Origin of the sequence: Bradyrhizobium roseum (assembly GCF_030413175.1) — a bacterium.
Classification (GTDB): domain Bacteria; phylum Pseudomonadota; class Alphaproteobacteria; order Rhizobiales; family Xanthobacteraceae; genus Bradyrhizobium; species Bradyrhizobium roseum.
In genome coordinates this window covers 5,481,737-5,506,864 of the sequence record NZ_CP129212.1, presented here as the reverse complement: position 1 = coordinate 5,506,864, position 25,128 = coordinate 5,481,737, and the positions used below count along the sequence as shown (strand labels likewise).

General features: G+C 63.6%; 21 protein-coding genes. 5 read left to right on the top strand and 16 right to left on the bottom strand.

Annotated elements, in window-relative coordinates; translation table 11 throughout:
* Window positions 1-190 precede the first annotated feature (190 nt).
* Entirely contained in the window at window positions 191-1,879 is a 1,689-nt protein-coding gene (locus QUH67_RS26120) for a methyl-accepting chemotaxis protein (protein ID WP_300942246.1), read from the top strand.
* A gap of 198 nt (window positions 1,880-2,077) precedes the next feature.
* Here QUH67_RS26120 and QUH67_RS26115 read toward each other — a convergent pair whose 3' ends face one another.
* The 5 genes from QUH67_RS26115 to QUH67_RS26095 all read right to left on the bottom strand — a co-directional run bounded on the left by QUH67_RS26115 (window position 2,078) and on the right by QUH67_RS26095 (window position 8,524).
* Window positions 2,078-3,613: a L,D-transpeptidase gene (locus QUH67_RS26115; RefSeq protein WP_300942245.1), complete on the bottom strand. Its 1,536-nt coding sequence runs from the start codon at window positions 3,611-3,613 to the stop codon at window positions 2,078-2,080.
* Between the two features lie 553 nt (window positions 3,614-4,166).
* Window positions 4,167-4,355, bottom strand: coding sequence for a hypothetical protein (locus tag QUH67_RS26110; protein ID WP_300942243.1), 189 nt, complete (start codon window positions 4,353-4,355; stop codon window positions 4,167-4,169).
* A 57-nt stretch (window positions 4,356-4,412) separates the two neighbouring features.
* The gene (locus QUH67_RS26105; RefSeq protein WP_300942242.1) at window positions 4,413-5,930 is read right to left on the bottom strand and encodes an acetyl-CoA acetyltransferase; all 1,518 of its coding nucleotides are present in this window, start codon (window positions 5,928-5,930) and stop codon (window positions 4,413-4,415) included.
* A gap of 136 nt (window positions 5,931-6,066) precedes the next feature.
* Window positions 6,067-7,200, bottom strand: coding sequence for a nitronate monooxygenase (locus QUH67_RS26100; RefSeq protein WP_300942241.1), 1,134 nt, complete (start codon window positions 7,198-7,200; stop codon window positions 6,067-6,069).
* 172 nt (window positions 7,201-7,372) lie between these two features.
* Entirely contained in the window at window positions 7,373-8,524 is a 1,152-nt protein-coding gene (locus tag QUH67_RS26095) for an aminotransferase class V-fold PLP-dependent enzyme (RefSeq protein WP_300942239.1), read from the bottom strand.
* Window positions 8,525-8,717: 193 nt separating this feature from the next.
* On the opposite strand from QUH67_RS26095, the gene yghU reads away from it, so the two are divergent.
* Window positions 8,718-9,611: a glutathione-dependent disulfide-bond oxidoreductase gene (yghU, locus tag QUH67_RS26090; protein ID WP_300942238.1), complete on the top strand. Its 894-nt coding sequence runs from the start codon at window positions 8,718-8,720 to the stop codon at window positions 9,609-9,611.
* Between the two features lie 19 nt (window positions 9,612-9,630).
* A complete protein-coding gene (locus QUH67_RS26085) occupies window positions 9,631-10,383 on the top strand; it encodes an alpha/beta fold hydrolase (RefSeq protein ID WP_300942237.1) in 753 nt (250 codons plus the stop codon).
* Between the two features lie 4 nt (window positions 10,384-10,387).
* Here the strand turns inward: QUH67_RS26085 and QUH67_RS35030 are convergent, their stop codons facing one another.
* Entirely contained in the window at window positions 10,388-11,110 is a 723-nt protein-coding gene (locus tag QUH67_RS35030) for an N-acetyltransferase (RefSeq protein WP_407080358.1), read from the bottom strand.
* A gap of 27 nt (window positions 11,111-11,137) precedes the next feature.
* A complete protein-coding gene (locus QUH67_RS26070; protein WP_300942236.1) occupies window positions 11,138-11,758 on the bottom strand; it encodes a flavin reductase family protein in 621 nt (206 codons plus the stop codon).
* 473 nt (window positions 11,759-12,231) lie between these two features.
* On the opposite strand from QUH67_RS26070, the gene QUH67_RS26065 reads away from it, so the two are divergent.
* Window positions 12,232-13,734 carry a glycosyltransferase family 39 protein gene (locus tag QUH67_RS26065; protein ID WP_300942235.1) on the top strand — a complete coding sequence of 501 codons (1,503 nt, stop codon included), beginning with the start codon at window positions 12,232-12,234 and terminating at the stop codon, window positions 13,732-13,734.
* 402 nt (window positions 13,735-14,136) lie between these two features.
* Complete coding sequence (locus QUH67_RS26060) at window positions 14,137-16,920, top strand: M10 family metallopeptidase C-terminal domain-containing protein (protein WP_300942234.1); 2,784 nt, start codon at window positions 14,137-14,139, stop codon at window positions 16,918-16,920.
* A gap of 30 nt (window positions 16,921-16,950) precedes the next feature.
* On the opposite strand, the gene QUH67_RS26055 is transcribed toward QUH67_RS26060, so the two are convergent.
* The 9 genes from QUH67_RS26055 to QUH67_RS26015 are packed head-to-tail and all read right to left on the bottom strand — an operon-like array spanning window position 16,951 to window position 24,458.
* Entirely contained in the window at window positions 16,951-17,871 is a 921-nt protein-coding gene (locus tag QUH67_RS26055; protein WP_300942233.1) for a glycoside hydrolase family protein, read from the bottom strand.
* Between the two features lie 12 nt (window positions 17,872-17,883).
* Complete coding sequence (locus QUH67_RS26050; protein WP_300942232.1) at window positions 17,884-18,588, bottom strand: acetyltransferase; 705 nt, start codon at window positions 18,586-18,588, stop codon at window positions 17,884-17,886.
* 30 nt (window positions 18,589-18,618) lie between these two features.
* Entirely contained in the window at window positions 18,619-19,332 is a 714-nt protein-coding gene (locus QUH67_RS26045; protein ID WP_300942231.1) for a class I SAM-dependent methyltransferase, read from the bottom strand.
* An 8-nt stretch (window positions 19,333-19,340) separates the two neighbouring features.
* Window positions 19,341-20,255: a methionyl-tRNA formyltransferase gene (locus QUH67_RS26040; RefSeq protein ID WP_300942230.1), complete on the bottom strand. Its 915-nt coding sequence runs from the start codon at window positions 20,253-20,255 to the stop codon at window positions 19,341-19,343.
* A 26-nt stretch (window positions 20,256-20,281) separates the two neighbouring features.
* Window positions 20,282-21,052: a class I SAM-dependent methyltransferase gene (locus QUH67_RS26035; RefSeq protein ID WP_300942229.1), complete on the bottom strand. Its 771-nt coding sequence runs from the start codon at window positions 21,050-21,052 to the stop codon at window positions 20,282-20,284.
* Window positions 21,049-21,972: a glycosyltransferase family 2 protein gene (locus QUH67_RS26030; RefSeq protein WP_300942228.1), complete on the bottom strand. Its 924-nt coding sequence runs from the start codon at window positions 21,970-21,972 to the stop codon at window positions 21,049-21,051. Before QUH67_RS26030 ends, QUH67_RS26035 begins: the two co-directional genes overlap by 4 nt.
* Window positions 21,973-21,975: 3 nt before the next feature.
* Entirely contained in the window at window positions 21,976-23,502 is a 1,527-nt protein-coding gene (locus QUH67_RS26025; protein ID WP_300942227.1) for an amino acid adenylation domain-containing protein, read from the bottom strand.
* A complete protein-coding gene (locus tag QUH67_RS26020; protein WP_300942226.1) occupies window positions 23,499-24,236 on the bottom strand; it encodes an SDR family NAD(P)-dependent oxidoreductase in 738 nt (245 codons plus the stop codon). The genes QUH67_RS26025 and QUH67_RS26020 overlap by 4 nt, the downstream gene beginning before the upstream one ends.
* A gap of 3 nt (window positions 24,237-24,239) precedes the next feature.
* On the bottom strand, window positions 24,240-24,458 hold the full coding sequence (locus tag QUH67_RS26015) for an acyl carrier protein (protein ID WP_300942225.1): 219 nt from the start codon (window positions 24,456-24,458) through the stop codon (window positions 24,240-24,242).
* Window positions 24,459-25,128: the final 670 nt, after the last annotated feature.

Below are 25,128 nucleotides of genomic sequence, written 5' to 3'. Positions count from 1 at the left end.
TGTTCGTTGCGTATCCCATTGATTCGCCATCGCGCTAGCGCGTCGCCGCACTGCGGAAATGCAGATGTCCGATTAATTTCTGCAAGACGACGCGCCTCCAGTTTGAATAGATTCCACCATAGATTTCACCGCGCCCTCGGATTGTCATCGGCGATGTGCGATCCCAATGAAAGCGATTTGAGGAGCAGCCATGGCCTGGATCAATAATGTACGTATCTCCGTGAAGGTATCCGCGGTGTTTGCCGCGATCTGCCTCGTCATCAGTATCAGCACGGCGACGATCTACAGTTCGATCAGCACGATGAACTCGACGGAGAAGATGACGGTTCACACCTACGAGGTGCTGGAGCAACTCAGCGGTGTCGTTGACGCCATGATCAATGCGGAAACCGGCGTGCGCGGTTACCTCGTCTCCGCGGATACCGGCTTCCTCGCTCCCTATGAGTCGGGACAGAAGCAATTCCAGGCCGCGAGCGCCAAGGTCGGCAGCCTGACCTCGGACAATGCTGTCCAGCAGAAGCGCCTTGAGCGCGTCAAGCAACTCGCCAACGACTGGTTCACCAACGTGGCAATGCGCGAAATCGCGCTGATGAAGGATCCGGCGACCCAGTCGAAGGCACGCGAGTTGGAAGCGTCCGGCGCCGGCAAGAAATCCATGGACGGCCTCCGCGGCGTCGTGCAGGAGATGGATGCCGAGGAGCGGTCGCTGCTGACCGTGCGTTCCGCGGCATCCAAGGCCGCCGCTGCCAGCGCAATGTTTGCCATGATGACCGGTGGCGCCGTCACGCTGCTGCTCTCGCTGGTGGGCGCGATTGGCATCGCATTCGCGGTCACCCGTCCGATTCAGCGCATCACGACCGAAATGGGTGTCCTTGCCGGGGGCAACACTTCAGCGGCCATCTCGGGAACCGAACGCAAGGACGAGATCGGCCAGATGGCCCAGGCGGTCGAGGTGTTCAAAAACAACGCAATCGAGGTTGAGCGGCTCAAGGTGGAGCAAACGGAAAGCGATCGACGCAATGCCGATCAGCGCAAGTCCGAGATGGTCAAGCTCGCCAACTCCTTCGAGGCTGCCGTCGGCCAGATCGTCAACACCGTGTCGTCGGCCTCGACCCAGCTCGAAGCTTCCGCGAACAGGCTGACATCGACGGCCGAGCGCGCGCAGCAAGTGACGACGATGGTGGCCTCGGCTTCGGAAGAGGCGTCCAGCAACGTGCAGTCGGTAGCGTCGGCGACCGAGGAATTGTCCTCGTCCGTGAACGAGATCAGCCGCCAGGTGCAGGAATCCGCGCGGATGGCGACCGATGCCGTCGGTCAGGCCCGCGCCACCAACGATCGTGTCAGCGAATTGTCGAAGGCGGCAAGCCGCATCGGCGACGTCGTCGAACTCATCAACACCATCGCAGGCCAGACCAATCTGCTGGCGCTCAACGCCACCATCGAAGCCGCGCGCGCCGGCGAGGCCGGTCGGGGATTTGCCGTCGTGGCGTCGGAGGTGAAGGCGCTTGCGGAGCAGACGGCAAGAGCGACCGGCGAGATCAGCCAGCAGATCAGCGGCATCCAGGGGGCGACCCAGGAGTCGGTGGGGGCGATCAAGGCGATCAGCAGCACCATCGAAAAGTTGGCGGAGATCGCCTCGACCATTGCGGCGGCGGTTGAAGAGCAGGGCGCGGCGACCCAGGAAATCTCCCGCAACGTGCAACAAGCCGCCCAAGGCACCCAGCAGGTGTCCTCCAACATCACCGATGTGCAGCGCGGCGCCAGCGAAACCGGCTCGGCGTCCTCGCAGGTGCTCTCCGCCGCCCAGTCGCTGTCCTCGGACTCCGACCGCCTCAGGCGCGAGGTCGGCAAGTTCCTGGATTCGGTGCGGGCGGCCTGACAACGAAGCCGATGGCCGGGCCACGGATGCCCGGCCATCGGCTCTTCGTCCCAAAGATGGCGGGCCTTTCCGAAGCTGCGTGCGCTTTCCCCTGCTTGCTTGCTCGCGCGTCGAAGCACCGTCGTGCCGGCGCCAAGGGCGAGCCTGCGACGGCGTCGCAGCAGCAGGACAGGAGGAGCAGGGGCCGGGTGCCGCCTCTTACCACCAGCGCGGTTGGAACGGCTGATAGTCCTGCGCACCGCGCCGACGCGAATTGACGGTTTGCGGATTCCAGCCGGGCTGGAAAAATGGTCCGAAGCCGTCGTCGCCGGCGTCGCCAACGAGCATATCGGGCGGCGTCGGCTTGCGCGTAATGAAGCCGCCTTGCGGCTGGTGGCTCAGCACCGCCACGAACTCGGTGCGATAGTTGGTTTCCTTGCTCAACGGTTCATCCGAGATCACGATCGAGGATCGCGGCATCGCAGTCGGCGCGATGCGATCGAGCACGTCCTGCGGGATCGTGATGCGGTCGAACGCGGATTTCGCATCGTCGCCATGGTCGATGGTAACTGAAGTCCAGCGCAGGCCGGATTCGTTGCGCGCGACCGCCGTGAACACATGCGTGCCAATTGGCCGTTCCGGATTACGGATCTTGATCGGTACCTCGATCGACGCATCGAACACCACGCCGCCGCCGTCGGGCGCCGGCTTCGACGTCTGGCGCCGCACGTAAAGCTTTTCCGTTTCGCGGCTGATGTAAATCGAAAACGGCTCAAGCAACAGTTTGGCTTCGCTTGCTGCCTTGGCGGTGTCGGCTTTCCGCGCCTGCGCCGTCTTGGCGGCTTCTTTGGCAGCGGCCGCGGCGTCGAGCTTCGATGCGGCATCGGCCTTTGTGGTGTCGAGCTGTGTGGTCAGTTCCGCGGCCTTGGCGGCGGCTTTCTGCTTGAGGTCCTCGGCCTTTGCTCTGGCCTCGTCGGTCCTGGCTGTGACGACTGCCTTGTCGGTCGCGGCGAGTTCGGCATCGGCGCGCTTTTTCTGGGCCTCCAGCTTGCGCAGTGCCGCCGTCAGCGCAGCCGTCTCGCGCGTGGCGGTCGCCGCTGCTTTCTTGGTCTCATCGGCTGCCTTGGCGGCCTCGGCCGCCTCGCGGGGCAGCGCTTCGGCCTTGGCCGGCGCGGCCGCGATGGCCTCGGCCTTCGGCACCGGCAGCGAGGGGTGCGAAAACTCCATCGGCTCGGCGTCCTCGGGCGAGATGATCACCCGCATGCCGAGCCGCGTCTTGTCGAACAGGCGTTCGGCGAAACCGAACGGCAGCCGCACACAGCCGTGCGAGGCCGCATAGCCGGGAAGGGGTCCGCCGTGCAGCGCGATGCCGTTCCAGGTGATGCGCTGCATGTTCGGCATCTCGGCATCGTCGTACATGTTCGAGCGGTGTTCCTTGTTCTTCTCGACCACCGCGAAGATGCCGGCCGGCGTTTCCCGGCCCTTGGTGCCGGTCGATACCGGCGCACGCAGGATCCAGCCTTCGGCGTCGTAAAGCGTGACGTGCTGGGTCTTGATCGAGATGATGGCCATGAGCGGCTCGCCGGCCGCGCGCGGGGCGCTCGCCTCCTTCACGGGGGCGGGGCGCGACTGTTTTGGCGCGGCGTTCGCGGCCGATATCGTCAGGGTGGCCACCGCCACCAGCGTAACCATGGCTGGACCAACCCACCGCCGCGCCGCTACGGCGGTTCGCGCCGTCCTGGATCGATTTGCCATATCTTCCCTTGGTCGAAATGCGTGACGTGCTTCGCCAATTCATACACGACTGCGCGCATGCGGCGAAAGTGCGGTCCGCTGCCGCATTTGCCCGTTCATAGTCGTGCGGGAGGCCGAAGGCTTCCAACGCGTTGGTTCGCCCGCCGCTAGAACCTGCAATTATTGCTTGGTTCCGGTCCAGCTTCCGGCACAGCCATCGGATCGCCGGAACGTTCCGGATCCGCTGCGGCCGGAAAAGCGGCCGGACATGGTCCAGCTCAGGCTTCCCGCGGACCCCACGCCGGAGACGCCGCCATTCGGACTCACTTGAGCGGTGCCGTATTGTCCGACCATTTTACCACTGGAGATAACGACCGTATCGGTGGAACTGCCGCAGGGTGTGCCGACGCTGGTCAAAACCCATGCGCCGTCGATATTGCCGCCGCTGCTGGCACCACCGCCGCCTTTTCGCGACGCACGGCTTGGCGCTTCCGTTTCGGCTCGGTTAGGTCTCGCCGGCTTCGGGGACTCGGTCGCGCGGGGCGCCGCGCGCGAACCGGACAGCGACTTTTCGTCATTGCCGATGCTGCCCGCCGGCGTTCCCTGATTGCGCGCGCACCAGACCCGGCAGGGCGGCGATGGAAAGCGTGGCTGACAGCAAGGCGGCGCTGGTCAGGTCGCGAATGAAGGTCGGCAAAATTGACTGGCTTTCAATGAACGGGGTGCCGACGGCCGGAGCCGTCGGCGCGGATCGCGTCGACAATGCGAACGAGGTTCGCCGCTGTCACCGCACCCGTCAAGCCTTGCGTCGTTGCCGAGGCTAGCCTGCCCGCCACTCCAACACGCCGTCTTCCGCCGTAACGATCGTGCCGAGCGTTCCCACCGGCGTACGGTCCAGGTTGAGTAAATGCCTGAAGGTCGTCTCGTCGTTGGCTGGAACCCGCGCCAGCGCCCGGGCACCGGCTTCCGTGCGCATCATCACCACGCCGTGCTCGACCTCGCCCTTGCCCTTGTAGATCACGGTGAAGGCTTCGATTTTGCCCTTGCCGTTGGCCTCGGTGACGAAGTCCGGCACGGCCCGCTTGTTCCGGTCGGCTTCGGCCTGCACGCTGGTCTGCTGCGCGAGGGCCTCCCTTGGCGCCTCGCGCGACAGAACCAGGCCGTGATGCTTGGTCACAAAGCCGCCCTGGCCGTAGAGCAGGCCGAGCTTGCCGCCCTGCCGCAGCTTGCGCACCATCGCGATCGCCGCGTGCGTCATGTAGGTGTTGAGCGGGGCGCCGAAGAAAGTGAGGCCGCCGGTGACCGTCGGCTGCACGTCGGGCCCGAGGCCGAGCGTCCGCCGCGCCATCTTCGGTACGCAGGGGAAGCAGCTGTACAATTCGATGGCGTCGAATTTCTTGCCGTCGCCCCCGACGAGGTCCATGACCGCCTTCAGCACGGCATTCTGCGGGTGGCTTTCGTAGAACTGGTCGCGGACGAGATAGTCGCGGGGCTCTTCCGCCGAGGCGCCGCCGGTCGGATAGATCAGGCGATCTTCGGGGATACCGGCCGCGCGCGCCTTGGCCAGCGAGGTCAGCAGCACCGCGCCGCCCATGTTCACGGTCGGGTTGGCCACCATCCATTTGGTGTAGGGCCACGCGATCAGGCGGTTCTCAGCCGTGGGCGTTGTGATTTCCTCAGGCGTCAACCGCTTCTTCATCCATGAATTTTCATTCTCGGATGCGACGCGGGCATAGGTCGACCACAGCGCGCCGGATTCGGCGAGCGCCTCGCGCGGGGTCTGCCCCCAATGCGCTGACGTCGCCGTTTCATACAGCGGATAGACTGTGATCGGGCGGAACACGCCGAGCTTCACCGCCATCGGCTTCTGGAATGCCGCGCCGCGCTTCGGCTCCTCGACGTCATGGGCAAACGGCGTCCATGGCAGGGTGATGCCGCCGCGTTCGGCCTTGGTGGCGGTGGATTGCGCCTCCGCGCCGCAGACCACGGCCACACTGCATTCGCCGCGCGCGATGCGCTTGGCGGCTTCGTGGATGTAGCGGATCGGGCTCTCGCCGCCGACCGGGCCGTAATAGCAATGCGCCGGATCGGCGCCGAGCCGGGCCGCCAGCTGCTTCTCGGGATCGCGATAGCGCCAGCTCAGGAAATTGACGACGTCGAGCGAGCCGAGCTCGCCGAGCAGTTTTGCCCCGCTGTCCGCTTCCGCGCGGCGCACGGCTTCCTCGAGCATCGCCATCGGCTCGAGGCCGGCGGCGATGTCCTTGGGCCGGTCGGCGATTTCGCCGACGCCGACGATGACGGGAATGCGGTCTTCGGGGAGGGAGTTGTTATTCGGCATTTTTTCTTGCTTTGCTTTCCAGGGATTCACGATTCATTGTTCCGTCATTGCGAGGAGCGTAGCGACGAAGCAATCCATGGTTCCGCAAAGAAAGTATGGATTGCTTTGCTTCGCTCGCAATGACGTGGAGAGACGTTTACTCCTCCATCAGTGCATTCATATGCTCCACGGCGTCAGCAAAGTCTTCCTTGAATTCCTGCACCACCGCACCGGCCGATTTCACGCTGTCGACCAGGCCGACGCCCTGGCCGACAAAATACGTCACGAGATCGCGCGCCTGGGTATTCCCGGCGGCGGCGGCGCGGTCGATCGAGTTGAAGGCGTCGCGGCTGATGATGCTCTGCAGCGGCATCGGCAGCGCGCCGGGACTATCCGGTCCGCGGTCCCACGCGTCGGTCCACACCGAGCGCAACTGCCGCGCCGGCTTGCCGGTGCGGCCCTTGGAGCGGATGGCGTCGCGTGAGGACGCCGCGATCATTTTCTCGCGGAAGATCTCCGTGGTCTCGGACTCCACCGTCGCCAGCCACACCGAGCCGGTCCAGGCGCCGGCCGCGCCCATCGCCATGCAGGCCGCCATCTGGCGTCCGGTCATGATGCCGCCCGCCGCCAGCACCGGCACATCGCGGATCGGCCTGATCGCCTTGATCACCTCGGGCACCAGCACCATGGTCGAGACCTCGCCGCAATGGCCGCCCGCCTCGGTGCCCTGCGCGACCAGGATATCGACGCCGGCCGCAACCTGCCGCAGCGCGTGCTCCTTGGAGCCGACGAGGGCGGCGACCGGCACGCCGTGCTTGCGGCCCTTGTCGATCATCGCCTTCGGCGGCACGCCGAGCGCGTTCGCGATCAGCTTGATCGGGTGGCGGAACGAGACGTCGAGCACGTCGAGCGCACGCTGCGCGTCGAACGGTTGCGGCTGATTGTCGGCGACATTGGTCGTGGTCAGCTCGATGCCGTATTTCTTCAAGAGGTTGCGGGTGAAGTCGCGGTGCTGCGGCGAAATCCGCGCCTCCAGGCTTTTCCAGGTGACGTCTTTTTCGCCGGCCGTCGAAATGTTTTCCGGGATCAGCACGTCGAGCCCGTACGGCTTGCCGCCAACGTGATCGTCGATCCATTTCAACTCCAGCTCGATCGTCTCGGGCGAGTGCGCGGTGGCGCCCAGCACGCCAAACCCGCCGGCGCGACTGACGGCAGCCACCACGTCGCGGCAATGGCTGAAGGCCAGCAGCGGAAACTCGATACCCAGCATGTCGCAGATCGGCGATTTCATGGCGTGTCCTCCCGGCGGCGGTATTTCGATGAAACGCTAGCCCATCGCAGCCGTGGATGCCAAGCGTCTCCAGTCTCGCCCTGAGGCGCGCATTCCACCTCGCAAAATATGCATCGCGGCTTTCACGCTGGAAAGTGGGCCCGGCGCAAGTGTGCCTGTGCCACCCGACAAGTCAGCCCCGCAGCCGGCGCGTCAAAACCTCGATAAACCGGTCAGCGTCTGTCTCGTCATTATACACGTGCGGCGACACGCGCATGCGTCCGAGACGCAGCGCGACGTAGACGCCTTCGCTCGCCAGGCCCTCGACAAGGCCTGAAGGCATGCCGGCTTCGAAGGCAAGGCTCAATACATGCGGCGCCCGCAGCGGTGCGTCGGGAACGCGGATGCCGATCTCGCGCACGCCTGCTGCGATCCGCTCGGTCAGCATCGCGAGACGTTGTGCAATTTCCTCCGCGCCCCAGTCGGCCATCAGCTCCATGCCGATGGAGGCCATCTCCAGCGAAATGAAATGATCGCGCTCGCCCATGTCGAAGCGGTGCGCATCGCCAACATAATCGAGGTCGGTGAAATAGAGCGCGTTCTCGGCGCGGACGTTGCGGCGGCCGCCGGCGGTCTGTTCCAGCGGGACGCCGTTCTGGTGCCGCCTGGCGACATAGAGGAAGGCGCGGCCATAGGGGCCGACCAGCCACTTGTAGGTCGGGAAGATCACGAAGTCCGGGTCGAGATGCCGTACATCCAGCGCCAGCACGCCGGCGCTTTGCGTGGCATCGATCAGGAAGGCCGCGCCCCGCCGCCGGAGCGCCGCGCCGAGTTTTGCGATATCGATCAGCCCGCCGTCCGACCAGTGCACCGACGAGATCGAGGCGAGGCCGACCGGCGGCGCGCCTGACCGTTCGATGCTTTCGAGCACCGCCGACGTCCAGTCGCCGTCATCGGGCTGGCGCACGGTCTCGACGATAAACCCCTGCGCCCCGGCCCGCGCGTGCCATTCCAGCACGGGGGAGGAGTGGTCGTTTTCCAGAACGAGGACGCGCGTGCCGCGGCCGGGGGCAAAAAGCTTGGCGGCCGTGGCCACGCCATAGCTGATCGAGGGGATCAGCGCGATATCGGAAGGATCGGCCTGTATCAGCCGGGCGGCGGCCGTCCTTGCACGCTCGTGCTGTGCACTTTGAAAGCCGGGTTCGAGCGTCCAGGGGCGGCCCTTGCGGCCGACGGCGGCGCGGCCGGCCTCCAGGGTCCGGATCGGCAGGGGACTGTAGGAAGCGGCATTGAGATAGCAGATATCGCGGGGGACATCGAACGAGGCGCGTTGGGACGGCAGCATCTGGAAGCTCTCATGGGGTGACCAGTCCAAATATGGATTATTGCGGCTGCGCCAGCCACAAATGCATTGCTCCGAGTTACCCGCGCATGATGCCCTTGTAGCGATAACCGGCATGGCCGATATAAGAAGCCCAGCCGTTCGCCGTGCGAGACGGTCAAAAAAGCATTGCCGAAAGAAGCCTGGAGCCCAACCAATGACCGATGCCCCCGTCACCGATCCCGCCGAATATGTCCCGCCAAGAGTCTGGACCTGGAACAAGGCGAGCGGCGGCCGCTTCGCCAGCATCAACCGGCCGATTGCGGGGGCCACGCATGAGGCCGAGCTGCCGGTCGGCAAGCATCCGTTTCAGCTCTATTCGTTGGCGACGCCAAACGGCGTCAAGGTCACGGTGATGTTCGAGGAGCTTTTGGCGGCCGGCCACAGCGGCGCGGAATACGACGCCTGGCTGATCAAGATCGACGGCAACCAGTTCGGCAGCGGCTTTGTCGCCGTCAATCCGAATTCGAAAATACCGGCGCTGATGGATCGTAGCGGACCGACGCCGATCCGCCTGTTCGAGTCGGGCGCAATCCTGGTGCATCTGGCCGAAAAGTTCGGCGCCTTCCTGCCGGCGGGCGGGCAGGCGCGGGCCGAATGCCTGTCGTGGCTGTTCTGGCAGATGGGCAGCGCGCCGTTCCTCGGCGGTGGCTTCGGCCATTTCTACGCCTACGCGCCGACCAAGATCGAATACGCGATCGACCGCTACGCCATGGAGGTGAAGCGCCAGCTCGACGTTCTCGACCGGCGGCTTGCCGACAATGAGTTTCTGGCGGGCAGCGAATACACCATCGCCGACATGGCGACCTGGCCGTGGTACGGCGCACTGGCCAAGGGACTGATCTATGGCGCCGGCGAGTTTCTGTCGGTGCAGGACTACAAGAACGTTCAACGCTGGACCGATGCGATCGCAAAGCGTCCGGCGGTGAAGCGCGGGCGCATGGTCAACCGCATCTCGGGCGATCCGGCGAGCCAGCTGCACGAGCGGCATGACGCCGGCGATTTCGATACGAAGACGCAGGACAAGATCGGCGCGCCGGCGCAAACGTAACTCAGGCGGGGGAAGCGCCATGGGCTTTTTCGAAAAGGGCGCCGTTCGCATCCACTACGAGGAGGCGGGCGACGGCTTCCCGCTGTTGCTGATCGCAGGCGGCGGATTGAACTCGAACATTTCGGGCATCACCGGCGACTATCCGCCGTTCCATGCTTACAAGGAATTCGGCAACGAATATCGCTGCGTCGCTTACGACCTTCGCAATGCGCCGCCCGGCCAGTCGACAGGCCCGCTCGAAATCGACCGGCCCTGGGATTCCCATACCGACGATCAGCTTGCGCTGATGGACCATCTCGGCTTCGTAAAGTTCATGGTGCTGGGGTTTTGCATCGGCGGTCCCCTGATCTGGAATCTGATCAAGCGCGCGCCGGACCGTGTCGTGGCGGGCGTGCTGGCGATGCCGTCGGGCTCGCGGCCCGAGATGCGCGATCTGTTCTACCAGAACAACATCAAGGGCTGGGCGCCGCAGCTCATCGAGAAACGGCCCGACCTTACGATGGAACAGGCGGAAAAGTTCCTGACGGCCATGTATCGCACCGATCCCGACTTCGTCTTTACGGTGACACGCGATTTCGTTCGCCAGTGCCAGACGCCGGTGCTGATCCTGCCCGACGACATCCCGGCGCATCCCTACGCGGTCGCGATGGAGAGCGCGATGCTGGCGCCGAACGCGGAAGTGAGCCTGTTTCCGTGGAAGGAGCCGAAGGAGCGCGTTCCGCTCGCGGTGCGCCAGATCCGCTCGTTCCTGCGGGCGCACCGGCCGGCGTAAGTTCTCAATCCGGCAGCTTCTCTCCGGAGCCGCCGAGATCGGCAGGAAAGTCGGCGTATTTCGGCAGGCCGTCCCTGACGGACAGCGTCTTGCTGGCGTAGTTCACATGCAGGGTGGGCTGGTGCGTGTATCCCCGCAGCAGGTTGGCGTAGACGTCGATCAGCCGCATGCGCGGATGCTCGGTCATGACATGGCCGCCGCAGACCTTGCAGAATTTCCGGTAGGAGTTTTCGGTCTTGTTGTAGGTGCCGATGTCGGACGCGCCCTTGGTGACGCGCACGTCGCCTGACTTCCACAGGCTGAAGGCATTGACCGGCGCCGCCGACCAGGCCTGGCAATCCCTGCAATGGCAGTAACCGGCGAACACTGGCGCACCCGACGCTTCCACTTCGACCGCGCCGCAGAAGCAGCCCGCCTTGTAGGCCGCCGCGCTCTTCGCCTCCAATTGGCCAGGTGCCAGCAGATCGTTGTACTCGGTGTGCTTGCCTATAAAGCTGCGAATGAAATCGCACTCGACCGTCAGCTTGCGCCCTTGCGCCCGGACCGCATTGAGTGTTGCGCGCGCCAGTTTTGAGCCGACGCCCTTGCCGCCCAGCTCCGGCGGCACCTCGGTATGGATCAGCGTGACCGTATCAGGCGATTTCCGGTAGGTGACGAAGGCAGTGTGGCCTTCGACGTCGAGTTCAAATCGTTCGCGGGCGTCGTTGTCGCGGAAGTTTTCGGCCATCTGCTTCTCCTTCCTGCCGGCGTCGGTTCAGGCGGTTGTCTTCACTCCTTCGGCCGGCGGAAACACCACGCGGTCATCGGTGCGGCAATAGCGATCTGCGAACATGCGGCCGATCGGGTGATAGCGGTCCATGTGCACGCGCATCGTGGCGTGGTCCCACAGATCGTCGCGGATGTGGAAGTGGATGCCTTCGCCCATCACCAGCAGCCGGTCGCCGTTGACGTCGATTTCCTTCCAGGTCTTGCACTCCATCGAGAATGGCGCATCCGCCAGCCGCGGTGCGCCGATCTTCGTCGATGGTGCGACCTTCAGCTTCAGATAATCCGGCTCGCCGATGTCAGGCGGAAAATCGCCGCTGCTCTCGTGCATCGCCTGCGCCAGCGGCTCGTCGGTCATGTTGACCACGAACTCGCCGGTCCGGCGGATGTTGATTACGGTGTCCTTGACGCGGCCGTCGGGGCGCAGGTTCGCCGCGAACATGCACAGCGGCGGGTCCTCGCAGAACACGTTGAAAAAACTGAACGGCGCGGCGTTGACCACGCCGGTCGGGCCGATCGTCGTCACCCACGCGATCGGCCGCGGCAGCACGAAGGAGGTGAGCACCTTGTAGCGCTCGCGTGGGTTGAGGTCGCTGGGGGCGTATTGCATCGGGACGAGCACCTGTTTCAGCAGCTCCTCTTCCGCACCGGCGGGAGAGGTCCAGCTTCGTTAACACGCGGCCCCGCGCAGCTCAAAACGCTTTTGGAGACGGCATCCGCGCGCTGTCACCGCATGACCCGGCTTGCAGCGGTGGCCGCGGGCGGGCCATGCGGAGGGGGCGGGATCGCTGGCAATTCAAGTGGTTCAAAGCGGGTTGGGGGAGCGATTCACATTTAGAATGGGCGCGCAACCTCATTTCGTCCGACCCATTACTGTCCTTGAAGGCACCTTGGCTTTCCAGCGGGCCGCCGATATACGCTGGCTCTTATGAGTGTGACCTTTCGGCCAAGCTCCGAAATCCGGCCCGCCGTTCAACGAACGCAACAATGTTTCATGACTGCGAGCGGCCGGAGTTTATGGCGGCGAGGTCTGGAACTACGCGATATCTGGGCTGCGCGTCTGGCGCAAGCGATGACCGGGAAATGAACCCAAACGAGGCGCGGCTCGTCCACACCACTGCCCTAACGATACTCGCACTGGTCGCGCTGCGGCTGGTGGCAGCGGCTTTTACGCCGATCACCTTCGACGAAGCCTATTACTGGACGTGGTCGAAGCATCTGGCCGGCGGCTACTACGATCATCCGCCGATGGTCGCGGTGGTGATCCGGCTCGGTACGCTGATCGCAGGCGACAGCGAGTTCGGCGTGCGGCTGGTGTCGATCCTGCTGGCGCTGCCGATGAGCTGGGCGATCTATCAGGCCGCGGCCATCCTGTTCGGCAGCCGGCGCGTCGCCGCCTCGTCGGCGATCCTGCTCAACATCACGTTGATGGCCGCGGTCGGCACCATGATCGTGACACCGGACGCGCCGCTGCTGGTGGCGTCCAGCTTCCTGCTGTTCGCGCTCGCCAAGGTGCTGCAGACCGGCAACGGCGCCTGGTGGCTTGCGGTCGGCGCCGCCGCCGGTTGCGCGCTGCTGTCGAAATACACCGCGCTGTTCTTCGGACCAGCGATCCTGATCTGGCTGGTCGCCGTTCCCGGTTTGCGACGCTGGCTGGGTTCGCCCTGGCTGTATCTTGGCGGCCTTGTCGCGCTGCTGCTGTTCGCCCCCGTTATTCTCTGGAATGCCGAGCATGGCTGGGTCTCGTTCATCAAGCAGATGGGGCGGGCGACGATCCAGGATTTCCGTCCGGCCTACATCGCCGAACTGATTCCAACGCAGATTGCCTTTGCGACGCCGCTGGTATGGATCCTGGGCGTGATGGGGATCTACGCACTGTATGCGCGGCGTGCCGGCGCAATGCCGGCGCGCGTGCTTGTCAACACGATGTTCTGGGTCATCGTCGCCTATTTCGTTTGGCACTCGCTGCATGCCCGTGTCGAGGCCAATTGGTTCGCGCCGATCTATCCGGCGTTTGCCGTCGCCGCCGCCGTCGCCGCGCATCTGGTCGAATGGCCGCCACGCTGGCAGCGTCTGGTCGACTTTTCCCGGCGCTGGGCGCTGCCCGGGGGTGTCGTGATGTTCGCGTTGCTGGTCGTGCAGGCCAACACCGGCGTGCTGTCAGGCTATCGTCGCGACGCCACGGTGCGCAGCGTCGGCGTCGGCTGGCGCGAAACGGCCGATGCCATCGAGGCGGCGCGGGCGCGTGCCGGCGCGACGTGCGTGCTGGCGCCGGACTACGGCACCACGGCCTGGCTCGCCTTCTATCTGCCGAAAGGCACCTGCTTCGCGCAGCACAGCCAGCGCATCCGCTGGGTCAACATGCCCGAACCCGATGCGGCCCAACTCGCGGGCAAGCTGTTGTACGTGTATCCGGCTTTGCTCGCCGATGCGCTTTATCTCAAGGACAGGTTTAATCGCATCAAACGAGTGGGCGAGGTGCAGCGCAAGCGTGGCCCGCTGCTCATCGAAAACTACGCGCTCGACGTGCTGGAAGGGCCGAAGGTCGAAGTACTCGACCGCTCTCCCCCTCCGGAAATACAATGATTTTGGTACGAAGCGTATCACTCCTTGCGAGCGAGCGGGGCGGTGATCAAAGTCAGTGAAGCAGAAGCAGGGCCTACGGGCGTTTTGCCGAAAGGGGTTGAAATTCCTCCTTTTTCGATTTTCGTGTGGGAATTGGCAGACTTGTCTAGTTTAAACGACTTGGCGCCGATTTCCGGCTTGTTCGATGCTTGGGGCGGCCTTGCAGGCAAAAAAGTGCCGTATTTGGGTCGATTCCGGCACAGGACGGCCAGAATTAACCCTGCAAAACACGGACGCCCGGGGTTAAGGGCCTCTCGCGTCGTGCAGCGAGGCCCAGAACGACCGGTTGATAAACAAGCGTTAACAAGGCGGTTCTAGCCTCCGGCTGCGCCACAATTCCCCGCAACCCGACGGGTTCGATTGATGAAGAAGAACGGTCTGCTTAACGGTGACATCTGGATCTTCCAGACGCCCGATGCTGGGGCGGGCCCGACGGCGTCTGCACCCGACACAATCTTTGTCGATGACGGCGATCCTTTCCCGCTGGCCGATGCCAGCAGTTCGTTTTCCCTAGTGGTAGCAGCCAGCAAGCCGGTGGGCTCGATCGCGATGCTTGCCGATTACCTCGTCAACGGCTTTTGGCAATACAACTCCACTATCTCCCATCACTGGGCGTCAAACACCATCACTTACAACATCACCGGACTGAATACGTCGGAGCAGTTTCTGGCGCTGACGGCGTTGCAGGCGTGGTCCGACGTCGCGAACATCAGCTTCGTCCAGACCTCCGGCGCCGCCAACATCACCTTCACCCACAACGGCACGATGCAGGCCTATGCCAGCGGTTCCTGGTCGGGCGGCGGCGCGATCATCAGCCAGACTGTCAATATCAGCTCGGACTGGATCACCACCGACGGCGGCGCGAATGACGGCAAGACAGGCATCGACAGCTACGGCTACCAGACCTACGTCCACGAAGTCGGACACGCACTCGGCCTCGGCCACCAGGGGCCGTACAATGGCAGCGCGTCCTATTCGACAAACGCGGTCTATGCCAACGACACCTGGCAATATTCCATTATGTCGTACTTCTCGGAGCCGAACTATTCCGGAAGTTCGTACCGCTACGTGGTAACGCCGCAGATGGCGGACATCTACGCCGTGGGGTTGATGTACGGCACGGCGACCTCGACGCGAACCGGCGACACCGTCTATGGCTTCAACAGCAATGCCGGCGCGGTGTTCAATTTCGCCGCCTACAGCCTGGCGCCGGCGCTGACGATCTATGACAGCGGCGGCAACGACACGCTCGATTGCTCCGGCTATTCCGCGGCGCAGACCATCGACCTGAACGCGGGTGCGTTTTCCTCGGTCGGCGGCCTGACCAACAATATCGGGTTGGCGCTCAACGCGGTGATCGAGAAGGCCATCGGCGGCAGCGGCAACGACCACCTCATCGCAAGCAACACCGGCTCTACGCTTTCAGGCGGCGGCGGCGCCGATACGCTGACGGGCGGCGCCGGAAACGACACGCTGATCGGCGGCGCCGGCGTCGACAACATGACCGGCGGCAGCAGCGGCGATACCTTCGTGTTCCTGCTCGGCAACAGTTCGGCCGCAAGCGGCCAGCGCGACCGCATTACCGACTTCGTATCCGGTACAGACTACATCGACCTCAGCGGGTTCGATGCGATCAGCAGCAGCGGCAGCTACGATCAGTTCAAGTTCATCGCCACCGCCGCCTTCCATGGCGTGGCCGGCGAACTCAACTATTTCTACAACAGCTCGACCGGCGTCACCACCCTGCAGGGCGATACCAACGGCGACGGGGTCGCCGATTTCGCGGTCGATCTAACCGGCAATGTTGCGATCAGCCCGGCCGATCTGATCGGCGTTTACTCGACGCCGGTTACGGTCGAGGCATACGGGAACACCTGCCTTACCGTGATTGGAAACAACTATGCACTCAATCCCTCCGGCGGCGGCACGGGACCAACGCTGAAATATGGCGGCTCCGCCGTGGTGGTGGGGGCGGCAGCGCCTTGGACGCCGATTGCGGCTGAGCAGACCGGAAGCGGCTATGACGTCGCGTGGAGGGATGCTAGCTCCGGGCAGTTCTCGATCTGGACCGTCGACAGCAACGGCAATTTCACGTCCTACCTGACCGGCGCCGTCTCCGGCATCAGCACAACGCTGGAAAATCTCGAAAACACTTTCCATCAGGACCTGAACGGTGACGGCACGATCGGCGTGCCGGCCGCGCCGAGCTCGGTCGTGATCGAGTCGTTCGGCTCGACGACGCTCGCGCTGGTCGGAAGCAACTATGCTGTCTATGCGAACGGAACCAGCACCGGTCCCACTCTGAAGTATGGTGGCGCGGCCGTTGTGGCCGGCCAGGCCGGCACCTGGTCGCTGGTCGGGGCGGAACAGACGGAGAGCGGCTACGACGTCGCGTGGAAAGACTCCGGCTCCGGCCAGTTCTCGATCTGGACCATCGACAGCAACGGCAATTTCACGTCCTACCTGACAGGCGCGGTGTCAGGCACCAGCACGACGCTGGAGAACCTCGAAAACACCTTCCATCAGGACCTGAACGGCAACGGCACGATCGGGCTGCCGCCGACCGTGATCGAAGCGGCCGGTTCGACCAGCCTCGTCGTGAGTGGAAGCAACTATTTCCTCAATACGAGCGGATCGGGCCCGTCATTGAAGATGGGTGGAGCGCCCGTCGTTGTCGGCCAGGCCGGAACCTGGTTGCCGGTTGCGGCCGAGCAGACGGGCAGCGGTTACGACGTCGCATGGAAGGACTCGAGCACCGGCCAGTTCTCGATCTGGAGCACCGACAGCAACGGCAACTTCACCGCCTTCCTGACCGGCGCCGTCTCCGGCAGCAGCAGCACCCTGCAATCCTATGAGACGATTTTCCAACAGGACTTGAACGGCGACGGATTCACCGGTGTTCACTCCGCGCCGCAGGCGTCGTCAGGTACGGCCGCCGCGGTGACGCACGGGGATAACTTCGTTTTCCTGGCGGAGTCCGGCGGCGGCTCTACAGCTCATCGGCCTGAACCGCCGGACACAATGCCTCCCCCGAGCCAGTCGACGCTCGGCGCTGGAGCAGTCGCTGAGCAGCCCCACGACGCCGGTGTTCCGACGCTGGCCGAGTATCTGGCCGGCCTGCATCTCGACCATCTGCTTCTCACCTGACGACACGCATCAGGCGGGCGCCCGCGCAGATCAGGTCCGGCGTGCGGCGCCAAAACCGTCCTTGCCATAGGCATTGCCGTTGTAGAGCAGGAAATTGCCCTGCGGCGTTTCCAGGCGGCTGCCGTAGCAGACCATCTCGGAGTCCCACCCAGAGGGCGCAACCTCGATCATCGGTCGGCTGTCGCGCTCCCATGACAGCCCATCGGCCGACGTCGCGCTATAGATGCGATAGGTCTCGCCGAGCCGGCGCGCCGAATAGATCATGTGGTATCCGCCGTCGACCTTCATCACCACGGGCCGGGCAATCGCGTGCTCGTTCTCCAGATAAGGCAGGCAGAGCCGGTCGTTGACCTGCCAGACGATGCCGTCGTCGCTCACCGCGTGCTTGATCGAGTAGTAGTGCGTCGGCGCCTCGTTCTCGGTCGCACCCGGCACCCATTCGGTGCCGGAGATGTACCACATGCGCAGGCGGCCGTTTTCCGCGATCACCCAGGGCGCGCCGGCCAGGAACGGATCGTGGTGATTGCGGCCGAGGACAGGTGCCTCCGACACCTTCTGGAAGGTCTGGCCGCCGTCGCGCGACTCCGCCGCGCCGATGAAGAAGGTGAAAGGCACGGCGCGCGCCAGCGTCCAGCCGGTGTAGTACATCAAGAGCCGTCCCTGATGCGTCACGATGCTGCCTGGCATCGCGCCGCAATCGTCGAACGCGCCGAGCCGGCCGAGCGTGAGCGAGGGCGCAGGCGCGGCCTCCTTCACAGCCAGCCCGGAACCTGTGACCTCGATACTAGCCCACGCGCCCTGCGAGCGGTTCTTGTCGTCGCGCGCGGCGAAGTGCACGCGATGGCGTGTCGGTGAAAGCTGCTGCACGAACGGGTTCTGGCAGTGCGAGCGATGCCAACTCGCGCCGGTCGGGCCATAGACCAATCCCAGTCGCTCGTAGTGCTCGGCCATGATCATTCCGTCCTAGTGATGGTTCTTGAGCAGCTTGATGAAGCGCAGGCTATCGATGCCGGCGGCCGGCGTCGCCTCGACGACGTGAACCGCGCGCTCCGCCGTATCCTGCGTGATCAGCGCGTTGGCGCCGATGAACGACTGCTGGCCGACATGGACGCTGTTGGAGATGTTGCAGTTGCTGCCGAGATAGGCGTACTCGCCGATCGTGACGTCGCCATTGAGCACGACATGGGCGGCGAGGAAGGCGTGGTTGCCGATGCGGCTGCGGTCGCCGATCTGGCAGCCGCTCCAGATCACGACATTGTCGCCGATGACGGTGTCGAAATTGACCGACTGGTTTTCCAGGATGAAACAGTTCTCGCCGATCTCGCAATGCCCGGCGAGCTTGTTCGAGCCGTGTATATAGGAGATGAAGCGGTAGCCGAGCGACTTCAAAAGCTTGTACTTCTCGGCCCGCAGCAGGTTCATGCGATTCGAGCCGAGCGGGACGAAGGCGAGGAATACGCTCGGCGGAAAGCGGCCGAAGGCCTCGTCAACAGCGACTACTGGGCGGCCGTTGAATTCGCGCGCGGTGAGAAATTCGCGATCGACGACGTAGCCAGCGACCTCGTGTGACGTGTCCCATTCAAAATAGCGGCGGGCCGTGTCGGCGCCCTGGCCGGTCCCGAAGATCACGATGCGGCGCGGCCGCTCTTCGCCTGAATACAAAGGCATGGTCAGATGTCCAGGTTAGATGTCTCGAAATCAGCGTGCCTTCCGGCAGGCCACCGTCCAGACATGCTCCTCGATACCCCAGAAATCGTTGCGGCACGAGCCAATTTCGAAGCCGGTGAACGCCGGCGAGAGCGTGGCTGCGATCTCGGATTCATGGTCGAACTTCTTGAGCACGTAACCGTTGCGCAGGCCGTAGGGATCGGCGGCAATCTCCATATGGCCGTCGCCGTGATTCTTCGCGCCCCGCAGCACATAGGTCGTGCCGATCGGAGCGGAGAACACGAAGGAACCGCCGCCGCGCATGACGCGGGCGATCTCGCTCACATTGTCGGAGAAGCGCGTTCCGGGGTCGATGTAGTAGCAGGCGTGGCAGGCGAGCACGATGTCGAAGAAACCGTCGGGGTAGGGCAGGGCGTGATTGCGCCCGACCTTCAGGTTCGGGTCGATGCCGAGGTTCTTCATCCGCGCAGCGGTGAGGTCGCAGATCTCCTGCGAGATCTCGGTGCCGTGGATCTCCATTCCGAGATTATGGAGCAGGGGCATGTTGCGGCCGTCGCCGCAGCCGAGATCGAGTACGCGCTTCCCCCGGTAGCTCGCCGCATCGGTCTTGTGCCGCGGATAATTGCCTAGAAAGGCGCGGACGACGAACTCGACCGGATAGACATGTATCGGGTTGCGCTGCTGGTAGAAGGCACCGTAGGTGCCGTCGATCGCAGCGGAGGCTTTTTTTTGCTCGTCTGTCATGGTGTACGTCAGAACCGGTTGCCGGGGCGGATGTGCAGTGCGACGTCGTCGGGCCGCAGGATCGGAAACAGATCGTAGTCCTCGATCAGGAGGCAGCCGTCGACGCAGGACACGACGAAATTCATGTTCTCGAAGACCTTGCAGATCGTGCCCGAGCCCTGGGCGCGATAGTCTTCGAGATCGATGAACGACGCCTTGTTGATGGTCACGCACTTGTTCAGGAGAAAAGCGTAAGCCGGAAAATACGGCTTTGCGTGCACGCGGATCTGATTGCGGATTTCCGAGCACGGCTGATGCCAGTCGATGCGGTATTGCAGTGCGATCCTGTTGTAGTAGGAGCCGCCGGCGGGCTGCTTGTGCGCCGTCAGCTCCTTGCGTAGGAGCTTGTCGACATTCTCGATCAGAAGATCGGCGCAGAGCGTCATCGATCTTTTGTAGAGCTCGTGTCCGGTCTCGTCGGGCCCGATCGGGTGAAGCTGCTGCACCAGGATGTCGCCGGTATCGATCCCTTCGTCCATGTAGTGCAGTGTGACGCCGATCTCCTTCTCGTTGTTGAGAATGCACCATGGCGTCGGGAAGGTGCCGCGATAGTGCGGGAGCAGGCCGGGATGCACGTTGACGCAGCCAAGTGGCGGTATCTTCAGGAGACGGCGCGGGAAGATGCGGGGATAGTAGGCGCAGATGATCAGATCCGGCGCCATGGCCTCGACCTGCGTCAGAAACGCGTTGTCGATCGCTTTCGGCGTCAGCGCCGTCACGCCTTTTTCCAGGCAGAGATCGAGCGTCGCCCGATAGCCGTAGATCTCGTCGCGCTGGGTGCGCTGGGTCACGACGGTGAGGTCGATGTCGTCGCGCGCGTGCAGATAGGAGAAGACATCGTTGCCGATGTCCTGCGAGGTGAACAGCAGAACCTTGGTTGTCATCGCCATTCCTTGGGCGTTCCCGGCTATTACTTGATGAAATAGCCGCCGGGCCTGATCGAGTACGACAACTTGCGTACGCGGGGCAGGGGCTGCCCGATTTCCTTGAAGTAGTGCTCGAAGGCGGTGGTTTCGCCGAGCCAAGGCGGCGTGCCAAAGCCGTTCATAGCGACCACACCGCCGGGCACAAGCAGCGGATAAAGTGCGCGGAATCCCGTCAGCGTCGGCTTGTACAGGTTCACGTCGAAAAAGATCATCGACAGCCGCGTGCCTTGGTTGCCGGCGGCAAACGTAGGGACGGTCTGGAGGATGTCGCCGGAGATAACGCGGCAGCGCTCGACGCCGGGCAGCAGATTGTCCTGGTTGGTCAGCTTTACCATTCGGTCGAGATAGCCGTCCGGAACCTCCTTGCGGCCAACGACGCTCTCGATCCAGGGCCGGGGATCGCCGTCCTCCGGCGCAAAGTCCTGGTAGCCGCCGCCGCTCTCGAAACCGAATACCTTTCGCGAGCGGTCGGCGGGAACGAACGTCTCGAGCAGCTTCGACCAGGTGAAGAGGCCGGCGCCGAGGAACACGCCGAGCTCGACGATGGAGCCGGGCAGATCCTGGATCAGGCGGAACAGGTCATAGTCCGCCAGAAGGCGCGTCAGCTCGCGGCGTCGGACGAAGGCGGGATAGTTGATCAGCGTTTCCGGCAGCGAGATATGTCCATCATCCAGGATGCCCTTGAGCTCCGTCCAATGCCCCTCTTCCCGGCTCTGATAGGCCGCGCGGGCGGGATCGATCTTCTCGGTGGTCATGATTGAGATCTCTGGTGAATCCTGCGAACGATGACGTAGGGACGGTTCTTGGTTTCCACGAAAATGCGCGACACGTAGATGCCGATTACGCCGAGGCAGAGCACGATGATACCGCCCATGAACCAGATCGAGACGATCAGGGAGGCCCAGCCTGCGGCGGTGTTGCGGATCAGCTTCTCCAGAATGACCACGATGCCGAATGCAAACGAGATCATCGCGATCGTCATGCCGAACATGACCATCAAGTTCAAGGGAACGGTGCTGAACGAGGTAATGCCGTTGACGAGTGTGCCGAGCCGCAGCCGCGGCGAATATGTGGTGTCGTTGCGATGCCCCTTGCTGATCGCGCTGCCGGTCTGGCGAAATCCGGTGATGACCCAGAGCCCGCCGATCACGGTGTTGCTCTCGCGGTGAAGGAGCAGGGCGTCCACATATTCGCGGCGCATCAGCCGTACCGTGCACTGGTTCTGGGGAATGTCGATAGAATAGAGCTTGTTGATCCAGTACCAGGCAATCCGGCCGCCGGCGCTCTCGAAGGCATCGCCCTTGCGCCGCTCCTGGAAGCCATAGACGACGTCGCAGTCGGTTGCCTGCATCTTGTCGATGAAGGAGCCTAGCAGGCCCGGATCCTCCTCAAGATCGCTGTCGATCAGGAAGCACAGTTCGCCGCGCGCGTGATCTAGGCCGGCCATCAGCGCCTTGTGATGGCCGAAATTGCGCGACAGCTCGACGACACGCAGGTGCAGATCGGTGTCGGCAAGCGCACAGGCGAGATCGAGCGAGTTGTCGGGTGAGCCGTCGTCGACCATCACGATCTCGTAGTCGTCGGTGACGCGGCGCGCGGCTTCGCTGGCGCGCCGGTGGAACTCCGCGACATGGGCGGCAGACCTGTACAGCGTGGTGACGATCGAGAGCTTCATCGCTTAGGCCATCTGCTCGAGATACGCGCGCGCGGCCTTGCGGTCGACCTTGCCGTTGGCATTGCGCGGCAATTCGTCGAGCTGCACGATCTTCGTAGGACACATGTAGGCCGGAAGCGTCTGCCGGCAGCGCTCCAATACTTCTCTTGCAAGGATGATACGGTCGGCGACATAGGCAACCGCAATTTCATCAGCATCGGCGCCGCTGAGCACCACCGCGACGGCGCGTCTGACGCCGGGCAGGCTCTGTACCGCGAGATCGATCTCCTCAAGCTCAATTCTGTGGCCGCGGATCTTGACTTGGTTGTCGACCCGGCCGTGGAACCAGAGACGTCCGTTCTCGTCCTCGCGGACACGATCGCCGGAGCGGTAGAAAATCGAGCGGTAGTGGTCGTGCCGCGGGTCCTGGCGGAAGCGCGAAGCGGTCTCTTCCGCATTGGCATAGTAACCGAGTCCGACGCAGGGGCCGCCAATCCACAATTCTCCTGGCTCACCGCGCGGCACCGGCGTCTGCTGATCGTCGAGAATGGTGTATATAAAGTCCGGATGCATGCTGCCGAGCGTAGGGAACTCGCTGTCCGGTGCGGTGAGAATGTCGGGCGTGATCTCGATGCTCGAACAAATGCAGCTCGTCTCGGTCGGGCCGTAGACATTGATCAGGCGCGCCACTCCTGCAAAGCGGCCGTGAAATTCACGCAGCTTGCCGATCGGATAGCCTTCGCCGCCGAACTGGAACGTGCGTAGGTCGGGCAGCGCCTGTGGCGTCAACAGGCTGAGCTGATCGAGAATGAGGAACAGTGTCGGCACCGCGAACATCAGGCTCGCCTTGCCGGCGCGGATGATCTTCACCCAGCTTGCAGGATTGCTGACCTCGGAGGTCTCGACCGGTACCAGCGCGGCGCCATTGAATAAACCGCAATAGACGTCGAACACCGAATTGTCGAAGTGCAGCGGATTGATGCTGGTGAAGCGCTCGCGCGGCGAGGCCCGTACCACGTCCTTGGCCCATTTGATTAGGCTGAGCACGCCTTGATGCGGGATCACCACGCCCTTCGGCTCGCCGGTCGAGCCGGAGGTGAACATGACATAGGCCGGATCGGTCCCGGTGATGGATGAAGCGATCGCGCCGCGCGCTCTCGCCGGGGTATCGAGCCAGGCGTCGTCGCCATCCGACAGCTTCAATGTCGCGCCAAACGGGTTCTCGGTGTCGGACGCACTGAACAGAAGCTTCGGGCGAAGCTGCGCCAGGATACGCTGGGTGCGTTCCGCCGGATTCTTCGGATCGAGGAATACGTAGGGGGCGCCAAGCCGCAGGCAGGCGAGCAGCAGCGTGTAGGTGATGCGGCGTTTGGGAAGCTGAAGCGCCACCACGTCACCCTTGACGACGCCGCGTCCAGCAAGCGCCGCGGCGCAACACTCCGCTAGCGTCTTCAGCTCGCCGAAGCTGCAGGTCGTCTCGCCCAGGATCAGAGCAGGCGCAGCCGGGTCGGCATCGGCGATCCCTGCAAATGCAGTCCACAGATCCGTCACAGACGCAAACCCCCGTCGAGCTTCACGACGGTGCCGTTCGCGAAGCTGTTGGCCGCGAGGAACTCAATCGCATTGACGACATCGTCTAACCGTCCGAGGCGGCCGACCGGAGTTTTCTGCGCATAGCCCTGCAAGCGCTCGCCGGCGACGGCGTCGCGCGTGGTCGTAACATCGATGAAGCCGAGCGCCAGAGCGTTCACGCGCACGCCGAGCGGGCCGAGCTCGATCGCCATCGTGTGGGTCAGTCCCTCGACACCGGCCTTGGCAGCGCTGTAGGCGGCCTGTCCCGCGTTCCCCTCGCTGGCGATCGAGGAAAAATTGACGATCACGCCGCCGCCACGCCGCACCATTCGCGCTGCGACCTGGGCGGCGACGATGAAGGGGGCGGTCAGATTGGCGTCGATCACCCTGCGCCAAGATTCCACGCCGTGGGTTGCGAGTTTCGCGCCCTTGAAGCTTAGCGTCGGTTCGTTCCAGATCAGCCCGACAGCGTTGGCAAGGAGAGTGATTGGCGCGCCTTCCGGAACAACATCCGCAAGGGCCTGCTTGACCTGAACTTCATCCGCGAGGTCCAGCGTGCGCGCAACGATTGGCGGCTCGAGGGGGGCGTCCTCGAATTTCCGGTCGAGCGCCAGGATCGGGTGGCCCTTGGCGGCGAAATGGGCCACAAGCCCCCGTCCGAGCGCGCCGCCGGCGCCCGAGACGATTACCCAGCGATCACGGGTCGGCGTCATCTCTCAGGTGGCCTTCAGGAGCCGCTCGACGTCGCCGACCGACTGCAGCCGCTCGATGTCATCCTCCGTAAGCTCCCGGCCGACGATCTCCTCCAACCGGAGCACGAGTCGAACGCCCTTCAGCGAATCCCAGCCCTCGAGCTCCGACAACGGGGTGTCGCCATTCGGAATGGAAACGTTGTTTCGGAGCACTTCAGCTATCAACTCGGTCGCTTGCATCATCGTCCTTCGGCACCGGCCGGCGATCGGCAAAACGCCGTGATGTTGCCATATTCTTAAGAGGGCAGCACGGAAAAGCCGCCGGGCTGGTCTTCTCATACGGCAAGTGGGCGGGGGGCGCAAACGCGCCGGGAACGACGAATCAACATGGCTAGCGTGCGACGCAAAAAATGCACGAGAATTGAACCCGGGTGCGGTTTGGTCTTCCGGCAGATAGTTGTTCGCTCGGCTTGATTTGCTTCTGAAATTTTATTGCTTAGCATGGACAAGATTGCAATCTCTGGAGGCGATGCAACGTTGGTCCCTGCCAAGGAGTGCGAGCTCGAACGCCGGGCGTTCCGGGAAGGGCGAATATTGCATTCACTTCAACGGTCTGGACCGAAGCTCCAGCCAAAGGAGGGACTATTTTGCGTCGTTCACCGGCACGTGCCAGCACCAACGGGGTCAGCGTCGCGGCGACCAATAGAGTGGTCCTCCGCAACCTCCAAATTCACGTGCTCCGCGGCCTCAACGGCGCAGAATCCTGACGGCCGCCTCGGTTTCGGTCGCGGTTTATTGCGTCATCACTGAAGTTTTCGCAGCAGGGCTTCAGCGATATGCGAACCGCGGGCAATGCGCAGTTGTTCACTCGCGACAGCACCATCAGCTACAAGAGCGGGACCGGTATTGCCTC

Bases quoted from the DNA above. Each gene is read 5' to 3' on its own strand.
- QUH67_RS26040 (WP_300942230.1), bottom strand. From the start codon at position 20,255: ATGACAACCAAGGTTCTGCTGTTCACCTCGCAGGACATCGGCAACGAT.
- QUH67_RS26035 (WP_300942229.1), bottom strand. From the start codon at position 21,052: ATGACCACCGAGAAGATCGATCCCGCCCGCGCGGCCTATCAGAGCCGG.
- QUH67_RS35030 (WP_407080358.1), bottom strand. From the start codon at position 11,110: ATGGCCGAAAACTTCCGCGACAACGACGCCCGCGAACGATTTGAACTC.
- QUH67_RS26055 (WP_300942233.1), bottom strand. From the start codon at position 17,871: ATGGCCGAGCACTACGAGCGACTGGGATTGGTCTATGGCCCGACCGGC.
- QUH67_RS26030 (WP_300942228.1), bottom strand. From the start codon at position 21,972: ATGAAGCTCTCGATCGTCACCACGCTGTACAGGTCTGCCGCCCATGTC.
- QUH67_RS26085 (WP_300942237.1), top strand. From the start codon at position 9,631: ATGGGCTTTTTCGAAAAGGGCGCCGTTCGCATCCACTACGAGGAGGCG.
- QUH67_RS26020 (WP_300942226.1), bottom strand. From the start codon at position 24,236: ATGACGCCGACCCGTGATCGCTGGGTAATCGTCTCGGGCGCCGGCGGC.
- QUH67_RS26045 (WP_300942231.1), bottom strand. From the start codon at position 19,332: ATGACAGACGAGCAAAAAAAAGCCTCCGCTGCGATCGACGGCACCTAC.
- QUH67_RS26050 (WP_300942232.1), bottom strand. From the start codon at position 18,588: ATGCCTTTGTATTCAGGCGAAGAGCGGCCGCGCCGCATCGTGATCTTC.
- yghU (WP_300942238.1), top strand. From the start codon at position 8,718: ATGACCGATGCCCCCGTCACCGATCCCGCCGAATATGTCCCGCCAAGA.
- QUH67_RS26115 (WP_300942245.1), bottom strand. From the start codon at position 3,613: ATGGCAAATCGATCCAGGACGGCGCGAACCGCCGTAGCGGCGCGGCGG.
- QUH67_RS26070 (WP_300942236.1), bottom strand. From the start codon at position 11,758: ATGCAATACGCCCCCAGCGACCTCAACCCACGCGAGCGCTACAAGGTG.
- QUH67_RS26060 (WP_300942234.1), top strand. From the start codon at position 14,137: ATGAAGAAGAACGGTCTGCTTAACGGTGACATCTGGATCTTCCAGACG.
- QUH67_RS26065 (WP_300942235.1), top strand. From the start codon at position 12,232: ATGAACCCAAACGAGGCGCGGCTCGTCCACACCACTGCCCTAACGATA.
- QUH67_RS26105 (WP_300942242.1), bottom strand. From the start codon at position 5,930: ATGCCGAATAACAACTCCCTCCCCGAAGACCGCATTCCCGTCATCGTC.
- QUH67_RS26120 (WP_300942246.1), top strand. From the start codon at position 191: ATGGCCTGGATCAATAATGTACGTATCTCCGTGAAGGTATCCGCGGTG.
- QUH67_RS26015 (WP_300942225.1), bottom strand. From the start codon at position 24,458: ATGATGCAAGCGACCGAGTTGATAGCTGAAGTGCTCCGAAACAACGTT.
- QUH67_RS26095 (WP_300942239.1), bottom strand. From the start codon at position 8,524: ATGCTGCCGTCCCAACGCGCCTCGTTCGATGTCCCCCGCGATATCTGC.
- QUH67_RS26100 (WP_300942241.1), bottom strand. From the start codon at position 7,200: ATGAAATCGCCGATCTGCGACATGCTGGGTATCGAGTTTCCGCTGCTG.